At 61.3% G+C, this 23,840-nt stretch carries 21 protein-coding genes and 1 pseudogene; 9 read left to right on the top strand and 13 right to left on the bottom strand.

What is annotated here, in order from left to right; genetic code table 11:
- Positions 1-133: 133 nt before the first annotated feature.
- Complete coding sequence (locus tag NX02_RS31220; RefSeq protein ID WP_084717589.1) at positions 134-1,759, top strand: sensor domain-containing phosphodiesterase; 1,626 nt, start codon at positions 134-136, stop codon at positions 1,757-1,759.
- A 57-nt stretch (positions 1,760-1,816) separates the two neighbouring features.
- Here NX02_RS31220 and NX02_RS02500 read toward each other — a convergent pair whose 3' ends face one another.
- The 3 genes from NX02_RS02500 to NX02_RS02485 form a co-directional block, all read right to left on the bottom strand.
- The gene (locus NX02_RS02500; RefSeq protein ID WP_245648745.1) at positions 1,817-2,449 is read right to left on the bottom strand and encodes a TonB family protein; all 633 of its coding nucleotides are present in this window, start codon (positions 2,447-2,449) and stop codon (positions 1,817-1,819) included.
- Between the two features lie 603 nt (positions 2,450-3,052).
- Entirely contained in the window at positions 3,053-4,543 is a 1,491-nt protein-coding gene (glpK, locus tag NX02_RS02490; RefSeq protein WP_004207049.1) for a glycerol kinase GlpK, read from the bottom strand.
- A 31-nt stretch (positions 4,544-4,574) separates the two neighbouring features.
- Positions 4,575-5,450, bottom strand: coding sequence for an MIP/aquaporin family protein (locus NX02_RS02485; protein WP_228221667.1), 876 nt, complete (start codon positions 5,448-5,450; stop codon positions 4,575-4,577).
- Positions 5,451-5,595: 145 nt separating this feature from the next.
- Here NX02_RS02485 and NX02_RS02480 point away from each other — a divergent pair, with 145 nt between their 5' ends.
- Positions 5,596-7,140, top strand: coding sequence for a glycerol-3-phosphate dehydrogenase (locus NX02_RS02480; RefSeq protein WP_211258328.1), 1,545 nt, complete (start codon positions 5,596-5,598; stop codon positions 7,138-7,140).
- 9 nt (positions 7,141-7,149) lie between these two features.
- Here the strand turns inward: NX02_RS02480 and tnpC are convergent, their stop codons facing one another.
- The 3 genes from tnpC to tnpA are packed head-to-tail and all read right to left on the bottom strand — an operon-like array spanning position 7,150 to position 9,486.
- Positions 7,150-8,673 carry an IS66 family transposase gene (gene tnpC, locus NX02_RS02475; protein WP_025290617.1) on the bottom strand — a complete coding sequence of 508 codons (1,524 nt, stop codon included), beginning with the start codon at positions 8,671-8,673 and terminating at the stop codon, positions 7,150-7,152.
- Between the two features lie 31 nt (positions 8,674-8,704).
- Entirely contained in the window at positions 8,705-9,031 is a 327-nt protein-coding gene (tnpB, locus tag NX02_RS02470) for an IS66 family insertion sequence element accessory protein TnpB (RefSeq protein WP_245648858.1), read from the bottom strand.
- Positions 9,032-9,057: 26 nt separating this feature from the next.
- On the bottom strand, positions 9,058-9,486 hold the full coding sequence (gene tnpA / locus NX02_RS02465; RefSeq protein WP_281178352.1) for an IS66-like element accessory protein TnpA: 429 nt from the start codon (positions 9,484-9,486) through the stop codon (positions 9,058-9,060).
- 48 nt (positions 9,487-9,534) lie between these two features.
- Here tnpA and NX02_RS02460 point away from each other — a divergent pair, with 48 nt between their 5' ends.
- Entirely contained in the window at positions 9,535-10,443 is a 909-nt protein-coding gene (locus tag NX02_RS02460) for a DeoR/GlpR family DNA-binding transcription regulator (protein WP_245648744.1), read from the top strand.
- A 750-nt stretch (positions 10,444-11,193) separates the two neighbouring features.
- Here the strand turns inward: NX02_RS02460 and NX02_RS02455 are convergent.
- A complete protein-coding gene (locus NX02_RS02455; protein WP_004213446.1) occupies positions 11,194-12,075 on the bottom strand; it encodes a LysR family transcriptional regulator in 882 nt (293 codons plus the stop codon).
- A gap of 64 nt (positions 12,076-12,139) precedes the next feature.
- On the opposite strand from NX02_RS02455, the gene NX02_RS02450 reads away from it, so the two are divergent.
- The 3 genes and pseudogenes from NX02_RS02450 to NX02_RS33485 all read left to right on the top strand — a co-directional run.
- On the top strand, positions 12,140-12,997 hold the full coding sequence (locus tag NX02_RS02450) for an NAD(P)-dependent oxidoreductase (RefSeq protein ID WP_025290612.1): 858 nt from the start codon (positions 12,140-12,142) through the stop codon (positions 12,995-12,997).
- On the top strand, positions 12,994-13,713 hold the full coding sequence (locus tag NX02_RS02445) for a haloacid dehalogenase type II (RefSeq protein ID WP_004207043.1): 720 nt from the start codon (positions 12,994-12,996) through the stop codon (positions 13,711-13,713). Before NX02_RS02450 ends, NX02_RS02445 begins: the two co-directional genes overlap by 4 nt.
- Positions 13,714-13,880: 167 nt before the next feature.
- Positions 13,881-14,264, top strand: a pseudogene (locus tag NX02_RS33485) (AAA family ATPase); the annotation flags it as partial.
- 23 nt (positions 14,265-14,287) lie between these two features.
- On the opposite strand, the gene NX02_RS02440 reads toward NX02_RS33485, so the two are convergent.
- Positions 14,288-15,271 carry a LysR family transcriptional regulator gene (locus NX02_RS02440; RefSeq protein ID WP_125989423.1) on the bottom strand — a complete coding sequence of 328 codons (984 nt, stop codon included), beginning with the start codon at positions 15,269-15,271 and terminating at the stop codon, positions 14,288-14,290.
- A 37-nt stretch (positions 15,272-15,308) separates the two neighbouring features.
- On the opposite strand from NX02_RS02440, the gene NX02_RS02435 reads away from it, so the two are divergent.
- On the top strand, positions 15,309-16,322 hold the full coding sequence (locus NX02_RS02435) for an NADP-dependent oxidoreductase (RefSeq protein ID WP_082733398.1): 1,014 nt from the start codon (positions 15,309-15,311) through the stop codon (positions 16,320-16,322).
- 86 nt (positions 16,323-16,408) lie between these two features.
- Here the strand turns inward: NX02_RS02435 and NX02_RS02430 are convergent, their stop codons facing one another.
- From NX02_RS02430 to NX02_RS02420, 3 genes are read right to left on the bottom strand one after another with little or no spacing between them, the layout of a single operon-like run.
- Positions 16,409-17,386 (bottom strand): zinc-binding dehydrogenase, encoded by a 978-nt coding sequence (locus NX02_RS02430; RefSeq protein WP_004207037.1) that lies wholly within the window; start codon positions 17,384-17,386, stop codon positions 16,409-16,411.
- Between the two features lie 9 nt (positions 17,387-17,395).
- Entirely contained in the window at positions 17,396-17,806 is a 411-nt protein-coding gene (locus tag NX02_RS02425; protein WP_025290610.1) for an organic hydroperoxide resistance protein, read from the bottom strand.
- A 13-nt stretch (positions 17,807-17,819) separates the two neighbouring features.
- A complete protein-coding gene (locus NX02_RS02420; protein WP_004207029.1) occupies positions 17,820-18,458 on the bottom strand; it encodes a TetR/AcrR family transcriptional regulator in 639 nt (212 codons plus the stop codon).
- A 156-nt stretch (positions 18,459-18,614) separates the two neighbouring features.
- Between NX02_RS02420 and NX02_RS31205 the strand changes: the two genes are divergently transcribed.
- Both NX02_RS31205 and NX02_RS02410 read left to right on the top strand, forming a co-directional pair.
- Complete coding sequence (locus NX02_RS31205) at positions 18,615-19,091, top strand: hypothetical protein (RefSeq protein WP_037479890.1); 477 nt, start codon at positions 18,615-18,617, stop codon at positions 19,089-19,091.
- 3 nt (positions 19,092-19,094) lie between these two features.
- Positions 19,095-19,406: a hypothetical protein gene (locus NX02_RS02410; RefSeq protein ID WP_099232143.1), complete on the top strand. Its 312-nt coding sequence runs from the start codon at positions 19,095-19,097 to the stop codon at positions 19,404-19,406.
- Positions 19,407-19,532: 126 nt separating this feature from the next.
- Here NX02_RS02410 and NX02_RS02405 read toward each other — a convergent pair whose 3' ends face one another.
- Positions 19,533-22,022, bottom strand: coding sequence for a heavy metal translocating P-type ATPase (locus NX02_RS02405; protein ID WP_039996361.1), 2,490 nt, complete (start codon positions 22,020-22,022; stop codon positions 19,533-19,535).
- A 41-nt stretch (positions 22,023-22,063) separates the two neighbouring features.
- On the bottom strand, positions 22,064-23,830 hold the full coding sequence (locus NX02_RS02400) for an oleate hydratase (RefSeq protein ID WP_017503237.1): 1,767 nt from the start codon (positions 23,828-23,830) through the stop codon (positions 22,064-22,066).
- Between the last annotated feature and the right edge of the window lie 10 nt (positions 23,831-23,840).

Below are 23,840 nucleotides of genomic sequence, written 5' to 3'. Positions count from 1 at the left end.
AACTCATGAATCAACGACAGGTCAGGCCGTCAAGCTAACCTGCTGATACCACTCAACTTAATTTCCGATCGGGCTCTTATAGTTTATTGATAGTTAAACTTTGGGGCGGAGAGTAAGCCGAGTCGCCCATGACATGGCGATTTATGGAAAACAGAAGGCCATAGCAACGAATCCTGCGAAAGCAAATCGCACTGTAAATTTCTCGGTAGAAGGAAGATCAACAAGAGGATTTAGCAATAATTATATTAAAGCCAGACTCAAATCGGCAATCTCAAACGGGAATATCTGGCCCGCTTTTCAGCCTATTGTATCAATTGACTCCGGACATCTCGCAGGTTTCGAGATTTTGGCTCGATGGACGGCATCCGGGGGAAGGAACATTCCGCCAGATCACTTCATCCCGCTGCTGGAAAAGCATAATCTGATTGATGATCTTACCAAGGCTTTGATACGATCCTCATGTGCGCAGGCCAGAGATTGGCCCGGCACATTCTTCATCGCTTTCAACATTTCCCCATGTCAACTCCTGCATGAGGAAATGCCTGACTGGCTCATGGCGGAAGAAGTTCGGGCAGGTTTTCCACTGAATCGTCTTCAGATTGAAGTCACCGAAGGATCGCTCCATTCTCAGGAGGAAACAGCATACGCTACGCTTCGGAAACTGGATTCCCTGGGCGTTAAAGTGTCGATCGATGATTTCGGGACCGGCTATTCCAGTCTCGCAAGACTGGAAGCCTTTCCGTTCAGAAAGCTCAAGATCGATGCTCGCTTTGTACGTGGCCTGGACCGGGATGCGGGGAAGCGGCGAATTGCAGCTGCCATCATTGGTCTCGGACAAAGCCTTGGAATTACCGTTGTCGCAGAAGGCGTAGAATCGGAGAAGGAAGCCTCGATTCTATCGGATCTTGGTTGTCCGCTGGGCCAAGGCTGGCTTTTTGGTGCGGGAGTGCCGGCCCACGAGGCTCGCGAGATGGTAGATGGACTGGGAACACCTCACACCGATACCCCACCTTTACTCGACGCCTCGCCGTTTCAGCAACTCCATCAGCTCCGATCCCTGTACCAACAGTCCCCCGCGGGGCTATGCTTCCTGGATGTGAACTTGCGCCACGTACGCGTGAACGATCTCTTCGCCAAGATGCTGGGAGCCAGTTCATTTCAAATTACGGGTAAGACAATTGATGAGGTATTATCCGACCCCACTCTCGACCAACTCCGAGAAATATTGAACGCAGCGCTGAAAAATGACCATACTCCCACTCAGGAAGTCGTTATAGCCGAACGAGACTATCAAGTATTTGTACAAAAGGTTGTCGATGTAGGCGGCGACGTCATCGGTCTTTCGTTAGTGACAGTCGATGTCACAGAACAGAAGCACATCATTCGCAAGCTTCACCTTAGCGATGCGCATTTCCGGCACCTTGCAGAAGTGAGTCCGACGATTGCCTGGGCAGCCAGGCCTGATGGAACCGTAGATTATATCAGCCCATTAGCGACGGACATCGAGGGCGAAGCAATGCAAAAGAGAATTGATCGCTGGTATAGCAAAATGCACACGGACGATCTCGCACGGGTTCGTGCGGAATGGCTTGCCTGGTTGCCGTCAGTGCGACCGTTTTCGACCACATTTCGAATGGCGCAAACGGGAGGAAATTATCTCCTCATGAGAAGTCGGGCACATCCTCAGCTCGATGAGAATGGAGCAGTTATCAGATGGAATGGGATGATATCACCCCTGATCGTCGATGAAGGGGCGTAATCGAAGAAACTTTTGGTCTGCCTGGTGTAACACGGTGCCCATCACGTTACCTCGCCTTCACCGGGTCAGGGAGAACTCCACCGGCACGACCAGTTCCAGCGTTTCGCCGGGTTTGTCGTCGGGCGGCTTGGGAAGTGGTGATGCCCGTTTTGCAAGCGCAACCGCTTCGCGATCGAGGTCAGGAAAGCTCGAAGACCGTTCGAGGCGGGATGATAGGACCTTGCCTTCGCGGTCCATCACGAAACGAATCCAGGGCGCTCCCTGTTGCCCCCGCGCCATCGCCGCACGCGGATATTGGCGATGCTTGTTGAGCGCCGCAAGGACGCGGCCTTCCCAGCTATCGGCTCCGTGGCTTGCCACCTGAGGCGCCAATGGCGCGGGCATGGTCTCGGGCGCGGCCGTCTCCGGTTCCGTTGGCGCCGGATGAGTGGGCGTGGGCGTCACTCGCGGTAAGGGCACCGACACCGGCGGGATCGGCACGATCGTGCGTTCAACCAGTTGCACCTTGGGCCGCTCCGTAGACTTTTCCGTCCTCTCGACCGGCCTGAGCGCATCCTTCTCTTCCGGCTGAATCTCTGGGGGTGATGCGGGAGCCCGGACGTCGAACACGTTAAGGGTAGTCGATGCAGGCGGTGCGCTATAGGTCCGCCAGGTAAACAACGCCGCACACAGGATCAGCAGCCCGATCACCGACACGCCCCCAATGCCGAACTGTCGCGTCCCCAGCCTCATGGGTTGATCGGCATACCGGCTCGAAGGCTGCCACGCTGATGCATATACGGGCGGCATAGCCGGCGCAGCGCTTGTCCCGGACAGGGCCGCGCCGCATTGCGCGGGTTGCGGTTGGGGTATCACAAGCGTCATACCTTTGTTCCGAGCGCCGTCAGCAGGATGACAATGCCGGCCACAACGGAAAGCGTCGCAGCCACCCCCACACACCAGCAACACCGCGGAAATGGAAGGTCGCCATGGCAATGAAGGCAAACATTGCGAAGCTCGCCAAAGTTGCGACTATAAGGGCCTCGGCCTGCCCCATTCCGATCCGGACCAACAGCAGCGAGAGGGCCACGGTTGCAAGCGATGTCACGCCGTAGGCCCCCAGCGTTCCCGCGATTGTGCGGAGAACCGCCGGCCAGCGTGCTCTTGCCCGTTCGCTTTGGCACATCATTGCCGGACTTTCCGCAAGAAGCGCTCACGGTTGAGCTGCGCAATCATGGCGACGAAGTACGACGACACGTCCGATATCAGATTAGTAATGCCGCCGTTATAGCATTTCTGGCTCAGATCGTCTTGCTAACGCAACGTACGGCGAACTGCATCTTGCCATCCGGCAACGAGCGTTTTGCGTTCAAAATTCGCCATTTTCGGTTCAAAAATCTGTCCCTGCGTCCAGGTTTCGGCCAGAGCGTTGAGATCCGCCCAGAGCCCTGTTGCAAGGCCCGCATGAAAAGCAGCGCCAAGCGCTGTCGTCTCAAGATGAACGGGCCGCTCAACCTTCGTCTCGAGCATGTCGGCAAGGAATTGGCAAAGCCAGTCATTGGCGGCCATACCGCCATCGACGCGCAGTTTGGCAGGGGCTGCGCCGCCATCTGAGACCATCGCTTCTGCAAGATCCATAGTCTGGTAGGCGACCGCCTCAAGCGCGGCGCGAGCGAGATGGGCCTGGGTCGCGTCAAGCGTCAGGCCAAAAATCGCACCACGCGCATCAGGATCCCAGTGAGGCGCGCCAAGTCCCACAAAAGCCGGAACCATATAGACACCATGACTGGAGGGAACCCGCGTAGCCATATCGTTCGTTTCACGAGCATGCGTGATGACGCCGATCCCGTCCCGCAACCATTTCACCGCCGCGCCAGCAACGAAAATCGAACCCTCAAGAGCATAGGTCATCTGCCCGTTCAGGCGATAGGCTGGTGTCGTGAGGAGGCGGTTATTTGATTCCAATGCCTCGGTACCCGTGTTGAGGAGCATGAAGCAACCGGTGCCATAGGTCGACTTCGCCATTCCCACGCCAAAGCAAGCCTGACCGAACAGCGCGGCCTGCTGATCCCCGGCAACACCGGCAATGGGGATTGCTGCGCCCAGAAGCGCAGCGTCAGTCGTGCCGAAATGATGCGCATTATCATGCACCTCGGGAAGCACCTGCATCGGCACACGCAGCAGACGACACATTTCCTCATCCCAACGTTGCTCGCGGATGTTGTAGAGCATCGTCCGACCAGCATTGGTCACGTCCGTGGCATGAACCTTCCCACCCGTCAGGCGCCAGATCAGGAAACTATCGATGGTGCCAAACGCAAGCTCACCCCTTTCAGCGCGCTCTCTGGCGCCGCCGACATTATCAAGAATCCAGGCGAGCTTGGTGCCCGAAAAATAGGGATCGACGAGAAGGCCGGTACGCGAGCGCACTTCCGCCTCAAATCCTTCCTCTCCCTTGAGTTCGGCGCATAGTCTGGCGGTACGGCGATCCTGCCACACGATGGCGCGATGGATCACCTTCCCAGTACCGCGCTCCCAAACGACCACTGTCTCGCGCTGGTTGGTGATGCCGATGCCGGCAATGCCGCCGGTACCCACCCCGCTCTTCTCGATAGCTTCTTTGGCAAGACGGAGGGTGTCGCGCCAAATGTCCTCCGGGTCATGCTCCACCCACCCCAGGTCGGGATAATGTTGTTCGAACTCACATTGCGCGCTTGCAACGGGACGCGCGTGCCTGTCGAACACGATGGCGCGCGTCGATGTCGTGCCTTGATCGATGGCCAGAATGTGCACAGGCTGAGGCATTAGGCGGCTCTCCGGGCTTTTCTTCAAAGGTTTACTTGACAGGCATGTCCGTATCGCCCGGCGCACCTGACTTGCTTCGCGAAGGTAAATATGGCTTGACGGCAATTTGATAGAGACCAGCGCCGAGCGTTCCACCAAGTAACGGCGCGGCAATCGGGACCCACCAGTAATTCTCGGGACTTGGAAAAGCGGCCTGATCGTATCCGGCGAGCCAAGCCAGAAGCCGTGGCCCAAAATCGCGAGCGGGATTGAGTGCCCAGGCTTCCAGATATCCTGCGGACGCGCCAATGGTCGCGACCAGCAGACCGATCATGAGAGCGCTCGAATTCGCCCGTGGCGCAACATCGTTGAACTCGTCCGTGATGGCGAAGATTCCCAGCAACAGGAGGCCGGTCAGGATCACTTCATCCCAGAATGCGTGGATCGGGGTGATATGTTCCCCGGGATGAGTGAAGAATACCCCAGCGGCGCCACCTGTCGCACGCGTCAAGCCATGGGCTGCATTATAAGCGTCAATCACCGGATGATAGAGTTGCAGCACCAGGCTGGCACCGATGAACCCACCTATCACCTGCGCTATCCAATAAGGCAAAATCTTGCGTTTGGGGAAACCACGGAAAAAAGCGAGCGCCAGCGTGACCGCTGGATTGGCGTGTGTTCCGGAAACGGCACCCGTGACATAGATCGCGATTGTCACGCCCAGCCCCCAGGCGATGCAAACGCCCCAATAGGCCTGAGCGTAGGGACTCGGGTCATAAAGGGTGATCATGGCTGCCGCACCATCACCGATCAGGATTATGATCGCGACCGCCAAGGCCTCGGAGATGAGTTCGCCGATCAGGGCGCGGCGATATTCCACCTTCAAGTCTCCCCACGTTGGAACAATTTTCATCTGAAACTGCCCCATCTGCACACGCTTTCATATTAACGTCAACTCTTTCGTTTGCATTTTCGGTTTCGGCATATTATTTTCTATCGAAAGAAACCTGGGAATGATGCCCTTCGGATCGAACCAGGACACTTCCGCCGCCTTCCTATCGAGAGAAGATCGAATGACCGCATGCCCGCCCCCCTCTCCTGCTACCGGTATGCACGTCGAAACCTATGATTTGTTGATCGTGGGGGGAGGCGTGAATGGCGCCGGGATAGCACGCGACGCCGCCGGCCGCGGACTTTCGGTCCTGCTGGTAGAGCAGGACGATCTGGCCAGTTATACCTCCTCATCATCGACAAAACTAATCCACGGCGGGCTGCGTTATCTGGAATATTACGAATTCCGCCTAGTCCGAGAGGCTTTGATCGAACGCGAGCGGTTACTGGCTATGGCGCCGCACATCATGTGGCCGCTGCGGTTCGTCCTCCCGCAATCACTTTCCCCCCGCCCCGCCTGGATGGTCCGACTTGGCCTGTTCCTTTACGATAATCTGGGTGGCCGGAAGAACTTGCCCGGAACCGAAACGATAAACCTCGACCGGAGCCCGGGCGGGATCGGGCTCAAGCCCCAGAAGGGCAAGAAACGGGGCAAGGCTTTCGTCTATTCAGACGGGTGGGTGGAAGACAGCCGGCTCGTCGTACTTAACGCAATGGATGCGGCTGCCCGCGGCGCCCGGATCGAAACACGCACACAGCTAACGCAAGCACAAAACGAAAATGGCGAGTGGATTGCAACGCTCGAAACGAAAGCCGGTACAGTCCGTCAGGTGCGCGCAAGGATGCTGGTCAATGCCGCCGGTCCATGGGTCGATAAGGTTCTTGGCCGTATCGGGCGCAGCAACAACAATCGCGGCGTGCGGCTCGTCAAGGGCAGTCATATGATATTGCCGCGCCTCTACGATGGCGACCATGCGTTCATGCTGCAGAATCCGGACCGTCGCATCGTCTTCGCGATTCCTTATGAAGGCGAATTCACACTGATTGGCACCACCGATGAGCCCTGGACGGACGAACCCGGCAAGGCTGAAATCAGCCAGGGCGAAGTCGACTATCTGTGCGCGACGGTGAATCGCTATTTCGAAAAGGAGATTACACCGTCCGATATCGTGTGGAGCTATGCCGGCATCCGCCCGCTTTATGACGATCATGCTGCCAACGCCTCTGCGGTAACGCGTGACTATGTGCTCGATTTCGAGAAACCCGAGAAAACACGGGCGCCACTACTCAGTATCTTCGGCGGAAAGATCACCACTTATCGCAAATTGGCTGAGCATGCGATGGAGCATATAGCTGAAGTGTTCCCAACTGCCGGGAAGGCCTGGACAGCAGGTGAACCGCTGCCCGGTGGAAATCTGCCGGGGCAGGACTTTGATCGGTTTGTGGCTGACCTGTCATCGCGGTGGCCAGCCATGCCCTCAAAGTTGCTTCGCCGCCTCGCTCGGGCATATGGCACAGAAGCGATCCAGATTCTTGGCGCCGCAAGCGTTCCGGCTGACCTGGGCGAGGACTTCGGGGCCGGGCTCCACGCCGCCGAGATAGAATATCTGTTCGCGGCCGAATGGGCGCGTACAGCAGAGGATATTCTTTACCGACGCTCGAAGCTGGGCTTGCATGTGCCGCCTGGGACCGAGACTGAAATCGATGCCTATCTCAGCACACTGTAAGCGGTGTGCTCAGGCCACGGCGGTCCACGGCATGAGTTCGCCGACTTTGTTCGCGGGATGCCCATGAGCCAACTTGGTCAGCGTCTCGGTCAGCCAGGCATGCGGGTTGATGCCTGATATCTTGCAGTTCTCGATCACCGTGGCGATCACTGCCCAGTTGTCGCCACCCTCGTCAGAGCCGGCGAACAGCGCATTCTTGCGATTGAGGGCCAGCGGCCGGACCGACCGCTCGACTGTGTTGGAATCCAGCTCGACGCGGCCATCGTCGAGGAACAGCGTCAGCCCGGCCCAGCGGGTCAGCGCGTAACGGATCGCATCGGCGAGCTTGCTCTTGGCGCTGACCTGACGGAGCCGTGCCGCGAGGTAAATGTGCAGGTCATCGACGATGACGCGGGCCCGTTCGGCGCGCACGGCGCGGCGCTGCTTCGCCGAGGAGCCGCGAACCTCGTCCTCGATCGCGTAGAGCATGGCGATCCGGCGTAGCACCTCGGCCGCGACCGGCGAACTCTCGGCCAGTTCGTAGAACTTGCGCCGCACGTGCGCCCAGCAGAAGGCGAGGCTCACTTGCTGCCGGCGCCTGGCCAGGGCGGCATAGCCGCCAAAGCCGTCGACCTGCAGGATGCCGGCGAAGTCACCGAGATGGGCCTCGGCCCGCTCACCCTTGCGGTCAGCGGCGTAGACATAGGCAACCATAGGCGGATCTTCGCTGCCCCATGGTCGATCGTCCCTGGCATAGGCCCAGAGCTGGCCGGTCTTGGTCCGACCACGCCCGGGATCGAGCACTGGCGCCGTGGTCTCATCGGCGAACAGCCGCTCGGATCGTCGCAATCGCTCTAGGATCTGATCGCGCAAGGGGCGCAAGTACCAGGCTGCCCGGCCGACCCAATCCGCCAGGGTGGACCGGTCAAGCTGGATACCTTGGCGGGCGTAGATCTGGGCTTGGCGGTACAGCGGCAGGTGATCGGCGTACTTGGCGACCAGGACCTGTGCGATCAGCGCCTCGGTGGGGATACCACCCTCGACGATCCGCGCCGGCGCCGGTGCCTGGACAATCGCGCCCTCGCACGAGCGGCAGCCATAGCGCGGGCGGCGCGTGACCAGCACGCGGAAGGTGGTCGGCACGACGTCGAGCCGTTCAGCCACGTCCTCGCCGATCTGGTGGAGCGCGCCGCCACAGCAGGGGCAGGCCTTATCTTCGACATCGACGACCTGCTCGATCCGCTCGAGATGGGGCGGCAGCGAACCGCGGTTGGCCTTGCGCGGGCGATCCGCAGATGCCCGGCTCGCCTTGTCCACGGCGTGCTGGGCCTGGGCCAAGGCCGTCTCGACTTCCTCCAGAGCAAGCTCGAACTGATCGGGATCGAGCTGCTCGGACCGGCGGCCGAACCGGTGCCGCTGCAGGGCCTCAATGATCGCCTTCAGGCGTTCAACCTCGGCCTGGAAAACCTTCAGTGCATCGAGCTCGCGGGCCTGCTCGAGGACGAGCGCACGGAGCGCTTCGACATCGTTGGGAAGGTCCGCTTCCATGGGCATGGAAGCAGTGAATCAGGAGCAGAACATCCCGTCAACCAGCAATCTGCGGCGCAATCGGGCGGCGTCCGCCGTGCACACGGCGCCAGTCCAGCCCCTCAAGCAAGGCGCCCAACTGCGCCGCCGTCAGCCGCATCACGCCATCCTGGATTGCCGGCCACTTGAACCCGCCGGACTCCAGCCTCTTGGCCATCAGGCACAACCCGGTGCCGTCCCACCAGACGAGCTTGATCCGATCGCTGCGCTTAGCCCGGAACACGTAGATCACGCCGGAATAGGGATCACCGCCGTACTCGACACCTACCAACGCAGCCAGCGCATCTGGGCCTTTGCGGAAGTCCACCGGGCGCGTGGCGACCATCACCTTCGCACCTGATCCGGGTCCGATCATCGGGTGGCCCGGAGCGCTTCGATCACCGCGGCAATCACCCCGGCGTCGGCACCGTGGCTGATCTTCACCGCTACGCCGTCGATCTCCAGTTCCACGGCGCTCGCCTTCGAGCGCCGCCGCTGCTTCGGCCGCTGGATCGCTGCCCCAGGCTCCTCTGCCGAGCCAACATCGACCACGGCGGGCACGAATGCCGGCACACCCGCACCCTGGCTCTCCATCTGCTTGCGGAGCTGCCGGCGCCAGGTGAACAGCTGCGACGGGCTCATGCCATGGCGCCGCGCGACCGAGCAGACCGTCTCCTGCCCGGAGAAGCTCTCGGCCACGATCGATGCCTTCACATCCGGCGGCCAATCCCGACGGCGCCCCGCGCCGGTGAACACTTCGAAGCGCGTTACCCGGCTAGTGCCAGCATCATCACATGACATCGTCATAGCACCAGCTTCCACCCAATCAGGGCGCGGAGACTCGGCGCTGTGCTTCAGCGCCGCAAGGTGGGGTCGCGGACCCGCTTACAGCACACTTTCCCGGTGCGTCGCTTCGCTTTAGTGATCAGCAAGATCACAAGGAAACAGGAAGCAGGAGCAATGGAGCGAGGAACCGCGGCTGAAGGCGATGTCGTCGTAGCACGTCGAGAGCATATCCTGGAGATAGCCCGCAGCGCTGGCAGCGTTGCCGTTGAAGATCTAGCCGAGCGGCTTGGCGTAACACCGCAAACGATCCGCAAGGACCTGAACGTGCTAGCCGGACAGTCGCTGCTTTCCCGCATTCATGGCGGAGCGCTGGTGACCTCCGGCGTTGACAACCTGGCCTATGACGCACGTCGGACTGTCGCATCGAATGCGAAGGCTCGTATTGGGGCAGCAGCTGCCGCGCTGATCCCCAATGGCGCTTCCCTGTTCGTGAATATCGGCACCACAACCGAGGCTGTGGCTGCAAATTTTGTGCATCATCGCAACCTCATGGTGGTCTCGAACAATCTCAACGTCGTTGACACCCTTTCAGATCATCAGGCGATGGAACTTGTCTGCGTAGGCGGCAAGGTGCGCACCGGCGATCGTGCCGTGGTGGGAGCGCTCGCAATGCGCTTCATCGAAAATTTTCGCGTCGACTATGCGCTCATCGGCATCTCGGCGATCGATATTGACGGAAGTCTGCTCGATTTCGCGATCGATGAAGTGGAAGTCTCGCAGACGATCATCCGTAACGCGCGCAAGGTGATCCTTGTAGCTGATTCCAGCAAGGTGGGGCGCTCGGCTCCAGTGCGCGTGTGTGGAATGGATGTGATCGATTTCTTCGTCACTGATCGGATCGACGATCCGAATCTCCGTTCCACATGCGAACGTCATGGCGTCAGTCTGATCGAGACCAGCATTACTTGCTGACCTTCCCAAGCGATAGCGCGGGTACACTTGGTTGCATGGCAATACGTCAAGTGGGCGAACAGCCTCCTGGGGCTGCTTTGGTGATGACCTTCAGAGGGACTGCGCTATCTTTCAGGAGCAACGGATCAGCCCCGATCTAGCCGATGACCAATGCCCTGCCCATAGTCTTTCGTGGCATGCATGCAATCGAGCGCCGCGACGCCCCCGCGCTTCAGGGTCAGGATCTGTAATTGCAGTTGCTAGGCGGTGCCGATCGTTTAAGGTTCTCATGGATCTGGCCGAACTGGAGCTTGGTCGTGCTGTATCGGGTCTCACAGAGGCGAACGTTGCATTGACTCGGTGCGGGCTTTGAAACAACTGACTGCCTTCGCAGATCGTTCGTCCCTGCGTTCCCTCTGCGGACACCGCCCTCGGATCAGCTTTGACGCTGCACCGCTGGCAAACTGGTTCTATCCTACCTCACGCCTGGAACAAAGTGCCATCGCGCAGCATGGCATGCATGATGACCGCGAGCCGACGAGCGAGCGCGACACGGGGCGCTTTGCAACCTTCATGGAGCGCGGAGGCCTCGTTGCTCCCGATCGGGGCAGGACAATTCGCATGGCGCAGCCTTGACACTGCTCGACCTTGTTTGCGTCGGATACGCAGTCGACCAGCGATTTCCCCTCCCCTTCCTGATCCAAAGCTGAGGGGAAACGGTGTGAAATCGCTGATCTTTATGACGTCAGGCGACTTTTCCTCTGTGCCGCGTCACAGGACCGAGCCGAACATAGCGCCGATCAGACGCAGCGACTTTCTCGAAGCTCCGTCAGACAAGCTGGAATACAGAAGGATATCCTGAGCAGGCAATGGTGGCAGGTGCAGCGCCGCCCCCATGTCGATCACGTCCGCTGGTGCGACCTGCCGCCCAAGGGCGGCAACAGCCAGCCCCGCGGCGGCGGCAGCCGCAATCGTCGCAACCCCGCCGCCGACGAAGGCTTCCATCCATGGAATAGATGCATCCTCAAGCGCACGGATTGTCATCGCCCGGACGGCGCAGGGGCTAGGCTGAACGGCGATGGGTAAGGACGTCGAACGGTCCCATGTCCATCCCGGTGCTGCCATCCAGCCGAACGCCTGTTGTCCGACGACCTCTCCCCCGCGTCTCGTTTCATCGAGCGGGAGCACGAAGGCCGCACCGATCGAACCACAATCCATTGCTTCCATGATTTCACGGGTCGTACCGACTTTCATTTCCAGAACGAGGCCGGGGTCCTGAGAATGCAGGCGGGAAAGCATCGCCGGGATCTGCGGACCGAAGATATGATTGCTGAAGCCAATGGAGAGCCTTCTTTGTCGGCTGCCGAAGGAGCTCAGGGCCAGATCATGGGCAGTGATCAGGTCGCGGGCAGGCTGGAGAAACATTGCACCGGCTGCCGATAGCTGCACGGAACGCGGGGTACGCTCGACCAGTTGGTGGCCGAGTTCCGTTTCCAGTTTCCGGAGCTTTGTGCTGACCGCCGACTGCGCCAGATCCATTGCCGCCGCTGCCTTGGTGAAGCTGCGCAATTCGACGATCATCAGGAAGATTTTCACCGCATCGAGATCGAGCGTGTTCATTTTGTCATCCAGATTCGAGATCGCAGATATCATAAACAATCTCGTTTGATGAATGTACAGTTCAAAGCACAACGATGGCAACCTGAAGGGAGACCAGATGACAACGCGTCTCGCCGTCATCGCGCCGGGAGCGATGGGAAGTGCTGTCGCACGCGAACTTGTCGGCAGAGGCGCGCAGGTTCTGACCGTCATCGACAGCCGCAGTGAGCGGAGCACGTTGCGCGCACGCGATGCAGGCATGATCGCCGCCGACCTGTCCGATCTGCCCGGCTGCGACCTCATCCTGTCGATCGTTCCGCCGGACGCGGCGATCGGTCTGGCGCAAATGCTGGCACCCGTGCTGCGCCAGAGCCCGACGAAACCGGCGTTCATCGATTTCAACGCGATCAATCCGGCTACCATGCAAGACGTGTCGGCGGCACTGTCCGGAACGGGCTGCGATGTGCTGGATGGAGCGATCATCGGCCTTCCTCCGCAACAGGGCCGGGACGGCCCGACATTCTACATCAGCGGCGACCCGGACGGTCGTGCCGATGTCCTCGCCAGCTTTGGCCTGAAGCTGCGCCAGATCGATGGTCCGGTGGGTGCAGCATCGGCATTGAAGATGGTCTACGCCGGGATCAACAAAGGACTTGTTGCTTTGGGGACCGCGATGTTTCTGGCTTCGGAGCGCGCCGGCTGCGCACAGGCCCTGTCGCAGCAAATGAGTGAAAGCCTCCCCAACCTCCGGGGCCAGTTGATGCATGCTATTCCGGACATGTATGGCAAAGCCTACCGATGGGTTCCGGAAATGCGCGAGATCACCGCTTTCCTGGGAGAAAACGATCCGGCCTCCGGCATTTTCGATGCAGCCTCCCAAATCTTCGCGAGCATAGCGAAGGACGCGGACAGGACGCTCATCGCTGCTCTCGACCGGGTATTGTCTCAGACTGACAGCGGAGATTTGGCGCCATGATCCTGAAAGGCGTGCGAGCCCTCGTGTTCGATGTTTTTGGCACCCTTGTCGATTGGCGCGGCGGCGTTGCGCGTGAAGTGGCGCCATTCCTCCGCCGATACGAAGTAGCTTGCGATCCGGCAGAGTTCGCCGATGCCTGGCGCCGCCGTTATTCCCCGTCGATGGAGGAAGTGCGCAGTGGCCGCCGGCCTTTTACCCGGCTGGACGTTCTGCATCGGGAGAATCTGGAATTGACGTTGTTGGATGTCGGGCTCGATCCAGAGACGATCCCGTCCTCGGAAATTGACGCGTTGAACATGGCCTGGCACAAGCTCGACCCCTGGCCCGACGTCGTTTCCGGTCTTCGGCGGCTGAAGTCCGGTTTCATCATAGCTCCGCTTTCAAACGGCAACATCAGCCTGATGATCGACATTGCCAGGCGGTCAAACCTGCCATGGGACGCCATCCTGGGTGCCGAAGTCGCTCGCGCCTATAAGCCGACCCCTGAAGCCTATCTGAGGACCGCGGAGATACTGGGAATGCGTCCTGACGAGGTCTGTCTGGTGGCCGCGCACAACAGCGATCTTCTCGCCGCGAGGAATTGCGGCTTCAGGACTGCTTGCGTGCCCCGCATTACCGAACACGGCCCCAAACAAACGAGCGATCTTTCTGCCGAGCAGGATTGGGACTTCGTTGCCAAGGATCTGGAAGCCTTTGCTGATGTTTTGGACACGTAACGCTGGCATATCAAGAGAAGCATCCCCGTGTGCCGCATAATGTGCTCCCGTTGGGACGGCTGGCGGTAAGCTTCGATCACGCCGGCCAGGGGCTTGGGGAGAACGTGCTGTCGGATGCGCTGAGGCGGATCGCATCGCCGTCCCGGATTATCGGCTTCGGCGCGGTGATGGTCCACGCGAAGGACAACGCTGCACGTCGTTTCTATTTGCGCTGCGCCGAACTCATCGATTATCCGCAGGACAGCCGCACCCTGTTTCTGTCTATCGAAACGGTGGTCGCGACTTTCGGCCAGGAAGCGGTTGGAAGCCCGTCTCGCAGCCACCGACGTGGCACGAAAGGATGGTGCTTGTTGAACAAAGGCCTTGTGGCAATTTCGGGCTGCTCAAGCGGCGGGAAATCGACTCTTCTGGCTGAGTTGAGCGCGCGCGGCCGTACAATCGTCGAGGAACGTGGCCGTCGCATCATAGCCGAAGAACTGGCCTCCGGTGGCAGCGCGTTACCTTGGGCCGATCCGGCGGCTTTCCTGCGCCGCGCCACCGAGATGGCGATGGCAGATCACATCGCGGCCGAAGATCATGAGGGGTGGATATTCTTTGATCGTGGCATGGTGCCCTGCAGATGGGCCAGGAAAGCGCGCACCGCCGGATTGGTGCGACGGCTCTCCGGCCAGACGGCCGTGATATTGTGCCGCTCGACAGCGAATTCCGACAGAACCGGCACCAGCTCGCCGCGCGCCACGTAAGGCGCCGCGACGAAGTCCGCGCTGATGCCGACACCACCACCGGCGGCCAGCGCCGCCATCAGCGCCTCGCTGGCGTCCATGACGATACCCGACGACGGCACGATCTCGACCTCGCGATCCCCGACGCGGAAAGGCCAGCGCAACACCTGGCCGCTGCTTTGGTAGCGCAGGTTCACCGTATCGTGGCCAACCAGTTCGTCCGGATGGGACGGCCTGCCCCGGGATGCCAGATAGGAGGGCGATGCAAAGCAGCAAAAGCGATGCGGCGCGAGCCGGCGCGCCAGGAGCCGCGTGTCCGCGAGATCGCCGATCCGTACCGCGATATCGATCCCGGCCTCGACGAGGTCGACGAACTGGTCGTTCAGGCGAAGCTCGACCATCACCTGGGGGTGGCGCTCCCGGAATGCGGGCAGCTTCGGAGCAAGCACATGGATGCCGATCGGCAGCGAGGCGGCGATCCTCAGCGTGCCAGCCGGCTCCGAGCGCGCCGTGATCGCCATCTGCTCGATCTCCTCCGCGTCGCGAAGAAGCAGGAGCGCCCGTTCATGCAAATCCCGGCCCTCGGGCGTCAGAGCCAACGAACGGGTGGTGCGCGTGATAAGCGGCACCCCAAGCGTCTGCTCGAGACGCTGGACGCTCTTGCTGACCGCCGATGGCGAAATCGACAGCGACCGGGCGGCGGCCGTGAAGCTGCCCAGCGACCCGACACGGGCGAAGGCGATCAACCCCGTGAGGCGCTCAAATGCTATTTGTTCCTTCATGGAAATACTAAAACGATTTCTACCAATATTATCAATCTTAATGCGCGTCGCCACATCTCCTTCAGTTTAGAAGTTTCCGAAGGAGGCAATGATGAGCGAGACAATGAAGGCGGTTCGCCTGCACGCGTTCGGCGGCCCGGACGTGCTCCGCTACGAGGATGCGCCCCGCCCCACCTTGGCGGCTGGTGAGGTACTGGTCCGCGTCCACGCGGTCGGCCTCAATCCGCCGGACTGGTATCTCCGTGACGGCTACCGCTCGCTTCCCCCCGAGTGGCAACCGCATCCCGCCTTTCCGCTGATCCTCGGATCGGACGTGTCCGGCGTCGTCGCCGCGCTCGACGATGGCGTGGAGGGATTTAGCGTCGGCGACGAGGTCTACGCGATGGTCCGTTTCCCGCAAAACGTCATGGAAGGCAGCAAGGCCTATGCCGAATATGTCAGCGTGCCGGCATCGGACCTCGCGCGCAAACCGGGCATCGACCATGTTCACGCGGCGGCTGCGCCCATGTCGCTGCTGACGGCCTGGCAGTTCCTGATCGATCTGGGTCATGACGAACCCAACCCGTTCCAGTCATTTACCCATGCACACGCGCAGCTCGAAGGCCGAACGGTCCTTGTCAACGGCGCCGGCGGCGGTGTCGGGCACCTCGCCGTGCAACTGGCGAAGTGGAAGGGCGCGCGCGTCATCGCGGTCGCGTCGGGCAGGAACGAGGCGCTGATGCGCGAGCTCGGCGCCGATCAGTTCATCGATTACACCAGGACGGCGGCCGACGAGATCGTGCGCGACGTGGACGTCGTGCTCGACGCCGTGGGCGGACCGGATACCGGCCGCTTCTTCCGCACCCTGAAGCGTGGCGGTTCTCTATACCCGGTCTATCCGCTGGGCTTCACCGGACATGCCGAAGCCGAGACGCTGGGCATTACCGTCTCGACGACACAGGTCCGTTCGAGTGGCGCGCAACTGGCCGAGGCGGCCCGCCTGCTTGACGACGGCACCATCCGCATCGTCGTCGACAGCATCTTCCCGCTCGCCGACGCCGCCCGTGCCCACGAACGCGCCGCCCGTGGCAATATCCAGGGCAAGATCGTCCTCTCCGTCGCCTGACCAAACCACGGATAGTCTGGCCCTTGGCAACGCTGATGGCTGGAGAACATCAGGATGTTGGCGATCGCCGGTCTTTCCTTCGTCGCTCAGGGCTTGAGAAGAACCTTGCCTGCTTTGCCCGCTGTCAGCGATGCGCGAACGGCGTCAGCGACCTGATCCAGCCCGAATACCGCCCCTGCCGGCAGTTTCAGCTCGCCACTGGCGACGAGGCGGATAAGTTCTCCAAGCAGCCGGCGCTTGGCTTCGGCGGGCATGGCGGCACTCACCTTGGAGCCCCAGAAGCCCTTCACGACGGCCTGTTTGAAAATAAGATTGCCAGAGGAAATCTGCATCGGCTCTCCGGCCATGGTGCCGAAGGACACCAGCAGCCCATCCTCACCCAGAAGCGACAGGAGTTCAGCGCTGGCCTGTCCGCCGATCGAATCCACAGCCGCGCGTATCGGCGCATCGCCGGTGATCGCACGCACCCGATCCTGCCAACCATCGGTCGCAGTCGAGACGGCATTGGCGATGCCGAGAGCCGCCAGCTCTTCCACGCCGGCATCGCGGCGCACGAGATTGACGATATGCACACCGCGCGCGGCCGCCAGCATTGCCAGCGTTTTGCCGACCGCGCCATTGGCGGTGTTCTGGATCACCCAGTCGCCACTTGCCACTTCGAGGAAGTCCAGAAGAGTGATCGCGCTGAACGGCATGGCGATAAGCTGCGCCGCCGCCTCATCGGAGATCGAATCCGGGACAGGGACCAACCCGGCAGCGGGCGCGAGGAAATATTCAGCCCATGAGCCATGAACCGAGGCGACCGAGACGCGCTGACCGATGGTGATGCCGGTCACGCCTTCACCGAGCGCATCGACCGTACCGACGGCTTCCGAACCGCCAATAGCGGGCAGTTCAGGCTTGTAGCCGTAGCTGCCGCGCACGGTCCAAAGATCGTGATTGTGGATCGGCGAAAGGATCGTCTTGATCCGCACCTGGCCCGGGCCGGGTTCGGGAACCGGGCTTTCTTCCAAAGCGAGAACGTCGGCCGGTTCGCCGAATGTGGTGTGAATGGCGCTACGCATGACGCCTCCTTAAACCGTGATGACGTGCAGGCGCACGTCGATGTTGTTGCGTGTGGCGTTGGAATAGGGGCAGGCCCGATGCGTCGCCTCGACCAGTTCCTGCGCGGCGGCCTCATCGAGACCCGCGATTTCCACATGAATGTCGATGTCCAGCTTGAAGCCGCCCTCAGGCGTCTGCCCGATTCCGACCTCCGCGGACGTTTTGCTACCCATCAGCGCCAGCTTTTTCTGCTGGGCGACATGGTTGAGCGCACTGTCGAAACAAGCTGCATACCCCATCGCGAACAGCTGCTCCGGGTTGGCGCCCGGCTTGCCGGAGTTCGGCATGGCGAGATCGAGGCCGAGGCTGCCGTCGTCGAGCGCCGTGTGGCCTGAACGGCCACCGGTCGCCGTTGCGCGGGTCTTGTAGAAAATTTTCATTCTTCGGTTCCTTTCACGGATGGTTGGATTGCGGCGTGCAGACCAGAATCTGCTCGGTGGCGATCATCGCCCGTTGCATCGGCGCACGAGAACGGGTGAGTTTGGCGAGCAGCGCAGCGCCAAGCCACATCTGGTAGAGAACCTGCGCCAGCGCGGACGGCTCCGCCCCCGGTGGAAGCGATCCGTCCTCGCGCGCCTCGGCGATCATGGAGGCGATGCGTTGCAGCAATCGTGCGACGCCATCGCTCAGAACGGCCCGCATGGCCTCCGACAGGTCCGCGACTTCGGCGGACAGTTTGACGGCGAGGCAATCCTCGGCCCAGCCGTCTCCGGCTTGATCACCTTCCCCGGGATCATCGAGCCACGCTCGCCAATAGCGCATCAACCGCTCGCGACCGCTTATGGCTTCCGCGGATAACAGCGAGTCCAGTTTCTTGCCGTAACCGTCCACGTAATCACGAAGAAGTGCGCAGCCGAACGCCTCCTTGGACGGGAAATAATGATAGAAAGACCCCTTCGGCACGCCGGAAACCTTCAAGATTTCCTGAAGGCCGAGCGCGGAGAAGCCCTTGCTCAACACAAGGCTGTAGCCCGTGTCGAGGATGTTTTGCCGGGTCGCTTCTGCTTTGGGTGTCAAATTCATGATCAGCATATATAACGAATAATAGACCAGTCGTCTATATGGCTATGGCGTCACCACCTACGCGGGCTCATCGGCATAGCCAATGGGAGGCATATATGAGCAACGTCGGGCGGCTCGCCGACAATATCGGCAACTTCAGCGCTGGCCGGCGCGGAGCGCCCCTGCGTGGCGCAGCGATGCTTCAAGGCATCGTGGTCTGCGGGATATGCGGACACCGCATGGGTCTTCACTCACTCTGCCCATAAGAAGACCCCCGTCTATCACTGCATCGATAGCGAGCAGAGCGGGCACTGCCAGAATGTGCGCGCAAACCAGGTTGATGCAGAGGTCGAGCGGCTGTTGATCGAAGCTCTGCAACCCGATCGCATCGACCTTGCGCTTGCGGCTCATGAACAGATGAACGGCGAAAACCGGCTGCTGGAACGTCAATGGGCGCTGAATCGGGAGAAGGCGCATTACGAAGCGGAGCGTGCACGCCGACAATATGATGCCGTGGAGTCGGAAAAGCGGCTCGTCGCACGTTCGCTGGAAACGTTGTGGGAAGAGAAAATACGCGAAGCCGACGCGTCTAACAGGATTACGCGCGGTGGCATGTCGAGCAGGTTAACGCCCTGGCCGCCGCCGCGCGAACGCGTATCCTGACCATTGCCGACCCTGTTGCCCGCGTTCTCGAAGCGGGCTGGCATCGACGAACGCAAAGAGATGATGCGGCTCGTGATCGACAGCGTGACGGTCGACAAGAGCCGTGCGCAAGGCCGTATCTGGTTCGCGATCCTGTGGCAGACCGGCGCGCGAACAGAGCATGTGATCATCCGCAATACCGCCAACTATGACGATCTGGCTCACTTCGCACGCATCGAGGAGATGGTGCGAACGCTCAATGCTGTGGGATCACTCGACCGTCAGATCGCGGACGCCCTGACAGCCGAGGGCATCATGAGAAGATCGGCGCTCTGATCTATGCCAACCTCTTCGACAACGAGGGCGAAGACACCTTCTCGCTGATCTGGTCCCGCCCCAACGGCAGGCGCGCCGACTAAGACCCCACGCAAGACCCCGCCACAAGGTCGGGGCCTTGGTCCGTCATGCCTTCACTGTCCGGAGCCGCAGCGAATTGCCGATGACGCTGACGGACGACAGCGCCATCGCGGCAGCAGCGATGATCGGCGACAGCAGCAGCCCAAACGTGGGATAGAGCGCACCGGCCGCAATCGGTACGCCTGCCGCATTGTAGATGAACGCGAAGGCGAGGTTCTGGCGGATGTTGGCCATCGTCGCCTGCGACAGGCGTCGCGCGCGGACAATGCCGGTGAGATCGCCCTTGAGCAGCGTCACGCCCGCACTTTCGATCGCAACGTCGGTCCCCGATCCCATGGCGATACCAACATCGGCGGCGGCAAGCGCCGGCGCGTCATTTACGCCGTCACCCGCCATCGCCACCACCTTGCCCTGCGCCTTCAGGCGCTCGACGACCGCGGCTTTCTGGTCCGGCAGCACATCGGCCTCGACCTCATCGATGCCGAGCTTTCTCGCAACGGCTTCGGCTGTGGTGCGATTGTCACCGGTCAGCATGACGATGCGGATGCCTTCCGCATGCAGGGCCTTCAGTGCCTCAGGCGTGGTCGCCTTGATCGTGTCGGCGATGGCGAAGATGCCGCCGATGGCTTTATCGATGCCGATATAGATGGCGGTTGCGCCGTCGCGGCGTAGCTCATCGGCCTGTGCCGCGAGCGGCGCTGTATCAACCCCATGTTCGGCGAGGAAGGTGGTGCTGCCGAGCACCACATGCCGGCCCTCGACACGACCGATCGCCCCCTTGCCGGTCGGCGAGTCGAAGTCGGCGACATCGGGGATGGTGATCTTTCGCTCGTCGGCAGCCGCCACGATCGCCCGCGCAAGCGGATGCTCGGACGCCTTCTCCACGCCGGCTGCAAGCCGCAGGATGGTCTCCTCGACAAATCGCGGGGCCACGACGATCCGGGTCACCGCCGGCTTTCCTTGCGTAAGCGTCCCGGTTTTGTCGACCACCAGAGTATCGATCTTCTCCATCCGCTCGAGCGCCTCCGCGTTCTTGATCAGAACGCCGGCGGCCGCCCCCTTGCCGATACCCACCATGATCGACATCGGCGTCGCGAGCCCGAGCGCGCAGGGGCAGGCAATGATCAGCACGGAAACGGCCGCGATCAGGCCATGCGCCAGCCGCGGCTCCGGCCCCCATACACCCCAGGCCGCGAAGGCGAGCAGCGCGACGGCGATGACGACCGGCACGAACCAGCCCGACACCTGATCAGCCATGCGCTGGATCGGCGCGCGCGAGCGCTGGGCATCCGCGACCATCTGGACGATGCGGGCGAGCATGGTGTCGCGCCCGACTTTTTCAGCCCGGATGACGAGCGCGCCGGTCTGGTTCAGCGTACCTCCTACGACCGCTTCGCCGACTACACGCGTCACCGGCATGGATTCGCCGGTCACCATCGATTCATCGATCGATGAGCGACCCTGCTCGACCACGCCGTCAACCGGCACGGTTTCACCGGGCCGGACCCTGAGCCGATCACCGATGACGACGGCTTCGACAGGAATATCCTCTTCAGCATCGTTCCGCCCGATCCGCCGGGCGGTTTTCGGCGCGAGATTGAGAAGCGCGCGGATTGCGCCGGAGGTCTGCTCCCGGGCGCGCAGTTCCATGACCTGACCGAGCAGCACCAGCACGGTGATCACGGCCGCGGCCTCATAGTAGACCGCGACCGTGCCATCGGCGCCTCGGAAAGCCTGCGGGTAGAGCTGCGGCGCGAATGTCGCGACGATGCTGTAGCCCCAGGCGACCCCGGTGCCCATCGCGATCAGCGTGAACATGTTGAGGCTGCGGTTGACGATCGACGCCCAGCCACGTTCGAAGAACGGCCATCCGGCCCACAGGACCACCGGCGTCGCCAGCGCGAACTGGATCCAGATCGAGATGCGCATCGGCACCAAATGGTGCAGCGCCGGGATCAGGTGACCGCCCATCTCCAGCAGGAACACGGGCAAGGCGAGCACGAGGCCGATCCAGAAGCGTCGGGTCATATCGGCGAGTTCGGGGCTTGATCCGGCATCCGCCGCCGCGATCAGCGGCTCCAGCGCCATGCCGCAGATCGGGCAACTACCCGGCGCATCCCGGCGGATTTCCGGATGCATCGGGCATGTCCAGATCGTCCCTTCCGTTGCGGTTGCCGTTACTGCCGCAACGTGGTGATGCTCATGGGTATCAGGTCCATGCGTGTGGCTATGGTGGGAATGATCGCCATGGGCGGCAGCACCCTCATGGTGATGTGCAGCATGCGCTGCCAGTGCCGCATAATGCACGGGGTCGGCGTCGAACTTCGCCTTGCAGCCGGCCGAGCAGAAGACGTAGCGCTCGCCTTCATACTCAGCATTGTGAGCGGTCCTGGCGGGATCGACCACCATGCCGCAGACCGGATCATGGTCGACGTGACCGGACGGCGTTTCGCCGTCCGGCTCATGATGGTGATGATGGCCGTGCGCCCCAGTCACCTCGGCGGCGCGTTCGCTCTTCTGATCGTCGTCGGCCATTCATCACCTTTCGCACGCCGCGCGTGCCTTCCGGTCTTTGTTCACTCCTCGATCAGATGGAACTCTTCGAGCAGCTTGGCGATCTCGGTGCCTTCGAGCTTCTTCATCAGCAGTTTGCGCAGGAAGGCCGGCCCGGGAAGATCGATGCCCTTGCCGTCCCGCAGCGGACCGATCGCAGCAAGAAGTGTACGGATATCATAGGTCGAGTTGAAGACCTCGGGCACGCCGCGCTCGACATTCATCAGCGTGTAGACGGCCTCCATCGGGGTTCTCACCGAATATTCCGTGGTGAAGATGCAGTCCCGCTGCTTCGACTCCGCGAACTGGCCGATGAAGGCGAAGTTGACCGCGCCCTCCGGCACCACGTCCGGCCGGTCACCCGCCTGGCGCGGCATGAAGAAGGCGGTAATATAGGGCATCATCGTGGGAACGGTGCTGGCGCCGGATGCCGCGAGTTCGGGAATGTCCTCGACCGGCACGCCGAGGTGATAGAGCCATTCCTGGGTGATCTCCTCACCGGTGCATTCCTGCATCGGCTTCTTCACGAAGTCGCCGGGGCAATCGACAAAGAGCGCGTAGAACCAGGCGATCATCTGATCTTTGGGCTGCTTCTTGAAATGCGGCTGGCGATGAACCGTCCAGCTCAGCAGCCACGCCGAGTCCTTCACCGTGACGATACCGGCGGAGACGATCTTGCCGGTAAAGGGGTTCCGCTTCGTGATCTTCTCGACATAGGCCGGAATGCGGGCGTCGAGGGCAGTGATCGACGCGGAGGCCCATTTCGTCTCCGGGATATGGGCGCCGAATACGTCCGGGCGGCCGAAGGCCGGATCCTTCGCCGCGATCCGCCGCCACAGGTCCCAGGCCGGCGCCGGTCCTTCGTTGAGCTTCGCCGGTGTCCTGTGGTCGCCATTGTCGGAATTCTCGGTCAGCGAGCCGATGGTGATGAAGACGAGATCGTCGGGCCCGAGATCAATGCCGCCTTCGACGCCGCGCTCCTTCCAGTGGATGCGCGTCGCCTGCTTGGAGCCGGGCTGGATGTCGAAATCGACATCGGTGACCTCGACGCCGTAGCGGAATTTAACCCCGTGATCGGTCAGCCACTTCACCAGCGGCAGGACCATCGATTCATACTGGTTGTAGCGATTGAACTTGAGCGAGGAAAAGTCGGCGAGACTGCCGATGTGATGGATGAAGCGGTGCAGGTAGAGCTTCATCTCCAGCGCGGAATGCCATTCCTCGAAGGCGAACATGGTGCGCCAGTAGAGCCAGAAATTGCTCTTGAGGAAGTCCTCGCCGAAGACCTCGTTGATGCGCTTGTTCTCCATCTCCTCCCGCGTCGCAAGGAAGACCGAGAGGAGATCCTTCTGCGCCTTGTCGTTGAGCGTTAGCAGCGCCTTGTCGGGCACGTCCTGACCCTGGTTCTGCGTCGTTCGCTGCAGCGAAAAGTTGGGATCGTCCTTGTTGAGCCGGTAGAACTCGTCGAGCACGCTGGCATCCTCGATCTCCAGCGAGGGGATCGAGCGATAGAGGTCCCACAGGCACTCGAAATGCTCCTCCATCTCGCGGCCGCCGCGAATGACGAAGCCCTTTTCGGGCACGTCCAGACCATCGAGCGCGCCGCCGGGGATTTCCAGCTCTTCCAATATGGTGATGCGGTCGCCCGAAACGCCGCCGTCGCGGATCAGGAAGGCGGCGCCGGCGAGCCCCGCGAGGCCCGAGCCGACGAACCACGCCGTCTTTTTGTCGGCGCCTTCCGGCTTGCGTGGACGGACAAAGGCTTCATAGTTTCCACTGCTATAATGCATGGCAAACTCC

The sequence above is a fragment of the Sphingomonas sanxanigenens DSM 19645 = NX02 genome, from assembly GCF_000512205.2.
GTDB lineage: Bacteria > Pseudomonadota > Alphaproteobacteria > Sphingomonadales > Sphingomonadaceae > Sphingomonas_D > Sphingomonas_D sanxanigenens.
This window is presented reverse-complemented; position numbering and strand designations above follow the sequence as displayed.